This is a genomic window from Micromonospora sp. NPDC005087, from assembly GCF_042872965.1.
Taxonomy (GTDB): Bacteria; Actinomycetota; Actinomycetes; order Mycobacteriales; family Micromonosporaceae; genus Micromonospora.
The window spans coordinates 1-10,353 of record NZ_JBIALB010000051.1; the positions used below are offsets into that span (position 1 = coordinate 1).

The 10,353-nt window shown below is 65.2% G+C and carries 10 protein-coding genes; 3 read left to right on the forward strand and 7 right to left on the reverse strand.

The window, feature by feature from the left end:
- Positions 1 to 278: 278 nt before the first annotated feature.
- Entirely contained in the window at positions 279 to 836 is a 558-nt protein-coding gene (locus tag ACFYPS_RS36255) for a DinB family protein (RefSeq protein ID WP_387330932.1), read from the reverse strand.
- A 368-nt stretch (positions 837 to 1,204) separates the two neighbouring features.
- On the opposite strand from ACFYPS_RS36255, the gene ACFYPS_RS36260 reads away from it, so the two are divergent.
- Positions 1,205 to 2,314 (forward strand): protein NO VEIN domain-containing protein, encoded by a 1,110-nt coding sequence (locus tag ACFYPS_RS36260; protein WP_387330935.1) that lies wholly within the window; start codon positions 1,205 to 1,207, stop codon positions 2,312 to 2,314.
- Between the two features lie 25 nt (positions 2,315 to 2,339).
- Here ACFYPS_RS36260 and ACFYPS_RS36265 read toward each other — a convergent pair whose 3' ends face one another.
- From ACFYPS_RS36265 to ACFYPS_RS36290, 6 genes are all read right to left on the reverse strand, one after another.
- Positions 2,340 to 2,579, reverse strand: a complete 240-nt coding sequence (locus ACFYPS_RS36265; RefSeq protein ID WP_387330938.1) for a hypothetical protein — start codon at positions 2,577 to 2,579, stop codon at positions 2,340 to 2,342.
- A gap of 2,243 nt (positions 2,580 to 4,822) precedes the next feature.
- Entirely contained in the window at positions 4,823 to 5,434 is a 612-nt protein-coding gene (locus ACFYPS_RS36270; RefSeq protein ID WP_387330941.1) for a hypothetical protein, read from the reverse strand.
- Positions 5,435 to 5,767: 333 nt separating this feature from the next.
- The gene (locus ACFYPS_RS36275) at positions 5,768 to 5,992 is read right to left on the reverse strand and encodes a hypothetical protein (protein WP_387330944.1); all 225 of its coding nucleotides are present in this window, start codon (positions 5,990 to 5,992) and stop codon (positions 5,768 to 5,770) included.
- A gap of 144 nt (positions 5,993 to 6,136) precedes the next feature.
- Complete coding sequence (locus tag ACFYPS_RS36280) at positions 6,137 to 6,472, reverse strand: hypothetical protein (RefSeq protein ID WP_387330947.1); 336 nt, start codon at positions 6,470 to 6,472, stop codon at positions 6,137 to 6,139.
- Complete coding sequence (locus ACFYPS_RS36285; RefSeq protein ID WP_387330950.1) at positions 6,469 to 7,197, reverse strand: hypothetical protein; 729 nt, start codon at positions 7,195 to 7,197, stop codon at positions 6,469 to 6,471. Before ACFYPS_RS36285 ends, ACFYPS_RS36280 begins: the two co-directional genes overlap by 4 nt.
- A complete protein-coding gene (locus ACFYPS_RS36290; protein ID WP_387330952.1) occupies positions 7,190 to 7,366 on the reverse strand; it encodes a hypothetical protein in 177 nt (58 codons plus the stop codon). The genes ACFYPS_RS36285 and ACFYPS_RS36290 overlap by 8 nt, the downstream gene beginning before the upstream one ends.
- A gap of 58 nt (positions 7,367 to 7,424) precedes the next feature.
- On the opposite strand from ACFYPS_RS36290, the gene ACFYPS_RS36295 reads away from it, so the two are divergent.
- Both ACFYPS_RS36295 and ACFYPS_RS36300 read left to right on the forward strand, forming a co-directional pair.
- Complete coding sequence (locus tag ACFYPS_RS36295) at positions 7,425 to 7,631, forward strand: hypothetical protein (protein ID WP_387330955.1); 207 nt, start codon at positions 7,425 to 7,427, stop codon at positions 7,629 to 7,631.
- A gap of 440 nt (positions 7,632 to 8,071) precedes the next feature.
- On the forward strand, positions 8,072 to 9,421 hold the full coding sequence (locus ACFYPS_RS36300) for a DUF3631 domain-containing protein (protein WP_387330958.1): 1,350 nt from the start codon (positions 8,072 to 8,074) through the stop codon (positions 9,419 to 9,421).
- Positions 9,422 to 10,353: the final 932 nt, after the last annotated feature.

Consider the following 10,353-nt stretch of genomic DNA (forward strand, 5'->3'; position numbering starts at 1 on the left):
CGCTCCTCCGGAGGCACCCAGTCTGCGCCGAGGCCCCAGTAGTAGTCGCCCTCCGCGAAGACCCTCTGCCGCAGCTCTTGAAGCGCGCGGTCCAGCTGCGGCTGGTAGGGGACAAAGTAGCTCCACGCAGATGCGCCCACGACGTTCTGCCTTTCCAACACGGCCTCCGCGGTCGGCAGCGGCTAGGCCTGCCCGGGGACCTTAGCGGCCACGTCCGACAATCCCTCCATGAAGGCCAGCGCTGGGCATGAGCCCGGACAGCGGCAGATGCGGACGTTCTAGATTGTGAAGCTCTCAGGCGCCCCTTCGCCCACGCGGCCATCCACGGCCTCACGCAGGATGTCCGCGTGGCCTGTGTGTCGCGCGTACTCCTCGATCATGTCCAACAACATGTCGCGGACGGTGGGGGTACGCCCGTCCGGCCAGGTAAAGGACGCCGGTCCGTCGAGTCCACGTTTCCCGGCGACCTCAGCAACCAATTCGCGCGATCGCTCGACAGCGTCTCGCCACGTTCTGTAGAGGTCCTCGGGAGCGTCCAGGCTTCCAGTACGCCATTCCCAGTCAGGGTCAGCGTCGAAGTCCACTGCGTCCCAGGGCGCTCCGTACTCCTGACCGGCAAGCTTGACAGCGAGCCAGTCCGCTTCGACCAACGCCACATGCTTGATCAGACCACCAAGTGTCATCGCACTGGCAGCCGTTCTCGCGCACAGTCCGTTCTCGTCCAGACCTGAGGTCTTCCAGGCAAAGGTCCGCCGGTTGCGTTCGAGAACTGACAGCAGAGCCTCGACCTCAGTGCGAGCTGCCGGCACGCTGAGCTGTGGAGTCGTTTCGGTCATTGACGGAGCATAGCCACGACCACGGTTACCGCTCATCGGCATGTGCGGACGCCGCAGGCCTGACGATCCACGGCCATCCTGGAGCCGGAGCGCCACTCGGACGGCAGCCGGTGGACTTGCGCTGATTGCATCTGCCCCATCCGGCTCTGGCGTCCGGCCGACCAGCGCGGCAAGATGCGCGGATGGCCGTGAACTTCGTGCTGATCGGGGCGCGTGACGTGCCGTCCGGTGACCCACTCGGGCGTACCTGGGTGGGTTGGAAGGCGACGGCGACCGACGACCAGCTGTGGGAGGTCAACCGCGGCGTTTGGATTCTCGGGAGCCGGGTCGACGGCGAGCGAATCGCCACCCTGTCGTTCGACGGCCGTGTGCAGGTCGTCGCGGAGATCGACGGCCGCACCCGCCACGATGTTGATGGCGTGACGAAGTGGGCTCTGTTGGGCCGGGTGCTGCGCCCTGGCGACCCGGTCCATGATGTGCTGAAGGGCAGGCCAGCGCCCCGGCACCGCAACCCGGTTGGCTACTTCGACACCGCGGCACTGGATTCGCTCCCGGCGGCCGAACGGGCCGGTCTCGACGGGCGCGAGCGGGTCACGATGGTGGTGACGTGGAACCCCGAGCGGTGGAACCCGGACGGCTGGGCCGAAAACGTCTACCCCAGTGACGTCAAGGCGGTCGAGTCGGGCCGGCTCCTGCGGGATCAGTGGGCCACCGGGAACCGCAAGACCGGCATCGAACCGGGCGACCGAATCTTCTTCCTGCGTCAGGGACCAGAACCGAGGGGCATCATCGGCAGCGGCACTGCCGCCAGCCGAATCTTTCCGGCCGAGCAGTGGGACGACAAGCGCGCGGACGAGGACGCCAACTACGTACTGATCGACTGGGACACGCTCGTGCTGCCGGAGGACGGGCTGCCCCACGCGCTTTTGGTCAACCACATCCCGGATGGCGGCGCGTGGCGGCCGCAGAGCAGCGGGTGGGTACTGCCGCCGCGCGTCGCCGCGAAGCTCGAAAAGCTCTGGGCGGACCACCTCGGCCATCCGGCTCCCCTGCCGACTCGCGGTTCGCCTCGACAGGGCTGGCAGCTGGATCCCGCGCGGCGCCGGAAGGTCGAAGATGCCGCCCAGGACCGGCTGATGGCGCACTTCCGTGGCCGTGGCTGGATTGTGCGGGACGTCCGGTTCGGCAACCCCTTCGACGCCATCGCCACCAGGAACGGCGGGATGCTGTGGCTTGAGGCCAAAGGCACCGAGACCAAGGGTGCGGCTGTGATCGTCTCGCGGCGCGAGGTGCAGTGGGCCCGGGAGCATATCGGCGACTGCGTGCTTGGCATCCTGTCCGATGTCGTGTTTAGGCCGGACGGCGAAGTCGACCCGGCGAGCGGGATGTTCCGGGTCTTCACCTGGAACCCGGACGGCGGCTCGCTCTCGGCCCGTGACTACGACTTCACGCCGGCGGAGGAGGACCGACAGGACTGATGCGGGTTGCTGACGAACGCTCGGGCTAACGCTCCCGCCGGGCCGAGATCCCGCGCAGGCGGCGTTGGACCACGAGGCGGCGCATCTGCTCCGCCAGTTCAGGGTCGACCTTCGGCGACGATGCACCGCGACTGACCTGGCCGGATCGGATCTCCTTTCGTGGCTCCTGCCGCACCTCTGCCAGCAGGCGCAGGAACGCCAGCCAGCCCAGCGCCCCGCACAGCACGATCACGGCGAAGCCCCACCACCGTGCAGCGCCCGGCATGCTGGCACCCCAGAAGGCGGCGCAAAGCACCGCCGCCCGCACGACGATGCCCGCTCACCGCCGCCAGCCCTGGGCCGGGTCGCGGAACACCGTGTACCCGCGAAGCCACCACCAGCAGCCCACAAACACGCCCGCGGTGACAAGAATCGGCCACAAGATCGCTTGATGGGCCGAGACCGCACGAGATTTCGACACGCGACGATTGTCTCCGGTGACCGGCCAGTCACGCGGCACCCGCGTGTCGCCTCCCGGCCGCAGTCTCCACGGATGCGACGGAAGGGGTAGGGACGCTGAGGATCCCGAGCAGTACGGGCGCGGATGGCTGTCGAGCGTACCGAGTGATCCGGCAGGCCGATCAGCGGCTCGTTACGGTCCGGAGCGACTCGTGGCAGGTGTGCGCGCTCGCCCTGCCCATCCACGCGTTGCCCGGACGGAGAAGAAAAGCAAGGCAGTGAGCCCGCCCCCGACACCCGCAACTCGGCAGAAGCGGATGAGCCGCCCGGTCGATGCCGCATCGCTGGTTACTGATCGTCACGACTGCGCCGGCAGTCTCGTGGATTTCGCCGGGTCCGCTGGTCGGCTTCGCAAGCGGTTGGAGCGTCGGATTTGCCTCCGCTCATCGCATCGTCTACCTGCAGGACGCTGTGCACGTTCAGTCGTACCTGGCTGTGCACGTTGACCCGTACGCCGACAACCCGCGCTGCCGGCTGATACGGGGCCGAGGCCCGGAAGGTCACGAAGTGCGCCCGTGGGCGCACAAAAAAAAGCCCCTCCCGTCGATCGCGATCGATGACGGAAGGAGCGTTTTACCTGGTCAACCCAGTTAAACCCTGTGCGCCCGAAGGGACTCGAACCCCTAACCTTCTGATCCGTAGGCTCCTCTTTAGACCATGCGCTCTGACCAGGGCTTTCACAAGATCGAAAGCCCCTCAACCCAGCAGGGTAAGAAGGTCTGCGGACCCGGCCTACCCCCACCCCTTGATCGAGCAACACGACTGTAACGATTCGGTCTACAGAGATCCCTACCGCCTGGCCGCCTACGCCCTTCCGGCCCTCTACCCCTCCAGGACTACCCGAGAGAGCGGGCAGCCCCGTAGGCGCACGCCTAGCGGGCTGCACGGGCCGGTCTACGACCACGGCGGACGATGTCTAGCTGGTTCTCCCGAGCGGTCCCGACGTAGAGGTGCGCCGGGTTACAACACGGCTTGAAGTCGCAGGTGTGGCAGGCCAGCTCCTTTCGCTCGCTGTCCCAGCGGAGCGGCCTACCGATCACCTGGCCGAGCAACCAACGGTGCGCCTTCTCCCGAACGCAGACCGCCGGACGGAACCAGCCGTACCCCTCCTCATTGGGCACTCCGGTCCAGGGCCAGCATTCCCTAGCTCCACGCACCTCAACGTCCTGCCAGAAACGCTCAAAAGCGGGGATGCTGTAGTCAATCGTGCGCTTCACGATGCCCTCTTCTCGGGCTGTCTCCCGACCGCGACGATTAGCGGTAGGAGCCCGTACAGCGGGTCTCCGTCCCTCCGGATCTTCCGATAGGAGCGCCAAGCCGGAGCGATTAGCCGCCAGGGCTGAGGAGCCTCTAGAACCGTAGACACCAACAATTCAATTACGCGAAATCGACTCATGATCATTAGCGTATTAGATGCGTAGAGAAATGGCGACATGCAATGAAACGCCCCGGCTCTCATCTCGGAATACCGGAGCCCCCTAAGGCCCTCGGGCAGCAGTTCGGGAAGGCCCGTGGCTGATCAGCGGCTACCGGATCGAGTGCCGGGTACTCAAGGGCGTCAACCGCTGGAGCCTCGTCCGGGAGGGCTAGGGCCGGGGCCGGGTGGGCAGGGGCGTTGCGGCGCTTCTGCCCACCGTTGACGATCTTTGCTATACTCATAGGTGCTGATGGAGTTCGTGTTACGGCACGCCACCCCGCTTGGGCTGGGAGTGACGTGCTATCGCGGCCGCAAATATCCCGGGCATCTCTATGCCCGGAGAAAGAGCGCTGCATGCAGACCATCAGCATTTGGGCGGGCCTAGTGCTCGCCGGTCTCTACCTCCTCCTGATTGGCGTGATCGCTGTGGTGGGTTCTGCCCATCCAGACGCCGCGCGAAGGACTGACGCTCAGAAGGTTCTTGAGCGGTTGTTGAAGTGGCGTCGTAGGTAGCAACGTTGAGCGGAGCGCCGGGCACTACGCTCGGCGCTCTTGCTATTCCGCAGGCCAGATCTCGTGTTTCTCCCTGGTGGTCAGGTCGAAACCTTCCGGGTCTCTAGTCCTGGCGGCATTCCCAGGTCGCGGCGGATCGACGTCAGTAGCTCACTCTGCCTGTCTGCTAACGCCCGCACCTCGAAGCGCACCTGCTTAAGATGCTCCGGGTCGTCTAGTCCACCAGCGCCTATATGCAGGTGGCAGAACACTGCGTCCATGAAGAAGCGACTAGCTGCTTCGTCGGTCTCCTTGGAAGCGAAGAGGCCAAGCTTCCTATCGGCAACGGCGACTGCGGCCAGGGCCTCGCTGAGCCGGCGCTGGTCTTCTTCCGACACGACTGCTGGGCCGGGGTCCAGCCGTGGCAGCACCTGATTCACGACGTGATCCCACTCCTCGATGCGCTGGAGGAGTTCGGTGTACAGGGGGAGCCGTTCCTGATGCCACCGGGCGTGGTCCTCTCGCTCCCACTGTTCCCGCCGCTCGTCGCGCTCCCGGCCCCACCGCTCCCGTTCGTGGTCGCGCTGCCGCTCCCACTGCCGGGCCTCGCGCCGTCCGCTCAGAACCTGCGTGATGACCGCTGCCGCCAAGGTGCCCACGACGCCCAGCGCGGCGACAAGGAGCACCACCCATGCGGGAGTTCCGGAAGACATGCCTACATCGTCGTCCGAGGGCGCAACTACCACAGCGCCCCTGACACGGGCGCAGGTTACAGTCCGGCCGTGGTGCAGGTACCGAAGCTGCCTCAGCGAGCCCGATGCGTTGTCGCCGTTGGGGAGCTTCGTCACCGGCACCACGGATGGACTGCAGCCCGACATCACTCTGCCCTCACCTCCTCCCCGTGAACTCGGCACCAGATAACCTCGCCTGTCTTCGGCAGTGGCTGGGGAAACCTGACCTCGCAGCCGCACGACAGCTTCACGCGGAAGGTCGGTTCCGGCTTTGGCTGCGGCCAGGGGCTGACGCAATCGCTGTTCGGCTTGCCCTTAGGCATTGGGACCGTCCATGAGCTGCACGATCTGCCGGAGCTGTCCGCGAAGGGCAGCGGGAGTGCCGTCCCGGCTCCGTCCCCGTAGCTGCCAGTACGAGAACAGGGCGAGCGAGCGGATGACCTTCTCAGCCCCGGCTGCTTCCGTCAGTTCGGCTAGGGCCTGGTCGCCGTGCGTGGCTACGGCAGCAATTGCCGCGGCAGCAACCTCGGCGTCAGTCACAGCGCCTCCAACTGCTCTCGGAAGGCGAGCACGAGGGCTAGCCGTTCGGTCGCTTCCCGCTCCCGCCGCTCGGCCTCTCGACGGGCCTCTACGGCCCGCCTGCATGGCCCGAGAGCCCTTGCCGCGTAACGGAAGGGGGTACGCCTACCCCTCATCGCTACCGCCCTCCCTACGGGCCTTCTCCTCGTCGTACATGCGGCGAGCGAGACCGGAGAGCGGACGGCCCCTCTCGACCTCCCGCTCAAGGCGGGTGAAGTCGTCGGGCTGGGCCTTCTTCACCATCTCGCGGAGCACCGACGCCCCGGAACTTCCCTTGAACCCTGAGGCGATATCGGAGGCACGGGTTCCACCGGGGCGAGGGTGATCCCGCTGCCAAATCTTGTTGAAACGCTCGTCGCGCTTCCGGTCCGCTTCACGCCGAGCAGTAGCCCCCGCCTCACGAAGGGTTTCCCGCTCTTCCCACCAGTCGTCGCCGCTCATGCCTGCTCCTCGAATGCGACGGGGGCGAAGGTCTTGTCACTGGCGTCGCTCCGGACCCACTCCTGCTGGACGGAAAGCTTCCGTACGGCCTTGACCTCCGGGGCGAGAAGGCGACGCAGAAGCTCCTGTGCGTTGCGGATGAGTTCCGTGCTTTCGCTCTCGACCGGGGCGACGGCTTGGCCTCGACGCTTCCGGCTTACGCCGCCAGCAGCCACAAGGGCACTCAGCCCCTCGACCTCGTACAGCTCTTCCAGAAGCTCGACCGCACCCGAGAGGCATTCGACCAGTCGGCCGGAGAGCCCCTGTCGCTGCTCAACGAGGTATTCGCCCCACTCTCCGCTGTCAGCGACAGCAACCAGACCCGCGTGCATCTGCGCCATCGCTTCCTTCGCCCCATCGAACCGGGCTCGGGCGGTTTCCTCGGCAGTCTTCGCCGCAGCCCAGTCGTCGGACTGCGCTAGCTTCGCGTCCTCGTCAATCACGGCGTCCTCGCTCACCGCCCGGTACGCCTCGGCCATGACGCGGTTCTCTACGTCCCGCATCGCGGTTCCGGCGGCAGCGATCTCGGCGTCCGCCCTCCGTACAGCGGCACAGGCCCGAGCGAACCGCTCGGCTGCGGCGTACACGTCCAAGGGGACGTGTCGACCGGGGAGGGAGGCGGTTAGCTCTGTGCCTCGGAAGAACCCCCCGGCCGCGATGGGCGGGCTCTGGAAGCGGTCAGTCATTGGTCTGCCCTCGGGTCTTCCGGACCTTCTCGCGCCGGGCCTCCCGGACCTCGGCCAGCCGTTCCGCTAGGGCGGGAGCCGGGTTCTCTTCGTGCTCGCTCAGGAACCGGCACGGCACTCCGGTCGTGCAGGTGTGCCGCTCGTGATTGAACTGCGGCTGCTTGGGCATTCATGGCCTCCTATTTGGCAGATGCCGTAAATATAGCGGATCCGATAAGCTCTCGTTTATGCCAAGATCCACCGCAGAAATCATTTCGGAAAGGCTCAGCAATCCTCGACCGAAAAGGTATCGAGGCGTTGGGCTGACGCAGAAGGTTCAATTCTGGGCAACCCCAGAGGAACACGAGGCGCTGAAGGAATACGCCGAGGAGAACGGCGTGGGGGAAGGGGAAGCCCTCCGCTACGCGATCAAGCTACTAACCGGGGAGGACTGATGAGACAGGGGTCACAAACGCGTCCGCTTAGGTCCCACACCCCGCGCTGCTACTTCACCTACTGTCCTGGGGAGTCGTGCCGCGCTCGGGGCTGCCCTAACCGCTGCCGCCACCCGGAGTGCACGGGGCGGTACCCCCGTCGTGTCCGTACGCCCGTCCTAACGAATGGCTTCTGGACCTCCCTTATGGAGGAAAGCAAATGACCCCGGCCTGCCCAACCGGGGTCACCTACGTCATCTCGCAAGGGAGCCTCTAATGTACCGTCCGCCCCTCTTTGCCCGCTACGTACGGCTTTCTGCCGGCCCTTCGGTCGGGGTTCTCCCGGGTAGGTCCGCTCGGGTAGGGCAGCGCCCCTACGGCCACGAGGGAAGGCGGTAATGCGCCCTAAGAAGGCCCGTCGGGCCGCACGAGCGGCTACCCCTCCCGTCGTTGAGGACCTGATGCCTACCTCCGTCGAGGAGATGGAGGGTGCGCTCCGGGCCATCGGCGTCGACCCGGCTGAGGACGACGACATCGAGATGCAGTTCTTCGTGCACCACCGCGAAGAGATCCAAGAACACCGAGCCACGGCAGCCCGACGAGAACGGGAAGAACCAGCGGTGGATGACGACCCGAGTTCGGCTGAGGGCATGCCGGAAGTGGAAGAGCCTGGCGCCTCTGGGGGCATCCCCGTCCGGGAGCCGAAACCGCCCAAGACCTCTCCCCCTCGGCCGTTCGTGCCGGGGGCGGGGGCGAGGGTCCTGGACGAGGTAGAGGCCCTCATTCGGCGGTACGTGATCCTGCCGAACGAGGAGGCGTACGTAGCCGTCACTCTGTGGGCCGCAGCAACACACGGAATGCCGGCCTGGGAGCACGCTACCCGCCTGGTTGTGATCTCGGCGGTGAAGGGCTGCGGTAAGACCCGGCTCTTTGAGGTTCTTCAGCCGCTGTCCGAGGAGCCTCTGTCGGTTAGCGCTGCGACTACCTCTGCGATCACTCGCTCCCTGGAGGGCGTTGTCCGGACGGTGTTCCACGACGAGGCGGATACCGTCTTCGGTCCGAAGGCAGGCAGCGGCGTAGAGAAGCTACGCGGTATCTACAACGCGGGTTTCCAGCCGGGTGCCGGGGTCCTGATGAGCGAGCGGGACGGGGAGGAGGGCTGGACGCCTCGGATGTTCGAGGTGTTCGCAATGGTGGCCCTTGCCAGTAAGGGGGTCGAGCTTCCTGACACGATCATGGACCGGGCGGTCGTGATCCGAATGCGGAAGAAACTGCCCTCTGAGACGGTCGGCAACTTCCGGCAGAAGCACATCCCGGAGATCCGCGCTCTCGGCCGGAAGCTAGGCGAGTGGGTGGGGACGGTCCCGAAGGATGTGGAGCCCGAGACTCCGCTTCAGAACCGGGAGGCGGACCTCTGGGAGCCTTTGCTGATCTTGGCCGATGCGGCCGGGGGCGAGTGGCCTACCCGAGCCCGAAAGGCGGCAGTCGGCCTGACCGAGGCAGAGGACGGGATCGCTGAGGAGGATCGGAGCCTAGACCTCCTGCGCGATATCAAGCGGCTCTGGCCCAAGGAGAACGGTAAGCACGTCCCAGTGATCGCGACGGTCGATCTTCTCGGCATTCTGCACGACGACGAGGAATCGTCGTGGGACCGGCACGATCACGGGAGGCAGATCACCAACCGCCAGCTCGCCGATCTGCTGCGTGGATTCGCCATCGCCCCCACGACGATCAAGGTCAAGCAAAAGAGTTTCAAGGGTTACCGGCTTGAGTGGTTTAAGGGCGTCTCGGCGCGCTACCTCGACCAGTAACGGGTAACGGTCGGCCGGTCGCCGGTTACGGCGGGCGGTTACGGCTCCGACCAGGAAGGTAACGGCAGTAACGGCACTTCTAGATGTGAGCGTAACGGCTCTTTTTAGAGACGTTAGGTGTAGTGGGTAAACGGACTTATAGGACTAGTCAAGAGGCCGTTTCGCCGGTTCACCCTCATATATCGCGGAGTGCCGTTACTGCCGTTACTGCCGTTACTGGACAGCTCACCCCCTCCGAGGCCCCGATTTCATCGGGGCCATGGGACGCGAGCGCCGGACGTGTCAGGAGAAGGCGTGCATTTGGCCGCTCCGGGGCGAGGGAGGCTCGGGGTATAGGCGGGTAGGGAAAGGCTCTCGGCAACTTCTACGGTGTTCGGTAGGAGCGGATAGGTAGTCGGGCTACTGACACAGGCTCGAAAGTGTCCCAAACGGGGGTCTCGTCTAACCTGTTTTCCGTGCCTTGGCTACCCCTTCCCCACAATCGTTATGTGCTGTTTATTGGCATTCCTCCTCATTGCGAGCCACGGGGCCTTGGGCAGTAAGCATTGTTAACTGTGCCATTCTGCGCACTCACTGGCTTGTTTAGCAAGCCATTGTTGCACCCACTGCCTTGTTAACAGTACGCAGGCAGCGGCCTACAAGAGCTAACACGGCTGTCAGTCGCTGTGCTGTGAAGCATTGTGAAGCGCCTATGCGTTCAGTTAACAAACCAAAGCGTCCCGTTGTGCGCAGGGGTGCGCAGTGAAAAAGGCCCACAATGAATTTGTTGTATGCCGAGTGCGGCACGCACATATATTTATCGAGAGAGATGCGTGGCAACCATCGATGCCCCTTTATCAGTGAGGTGATCTCAACAAGGGTCGGGGCGCCGATCGGGGTGACACGGGCATTGCGTCCATAGCGGACAGTGGTGGATATGGGCGTGGAGCCAT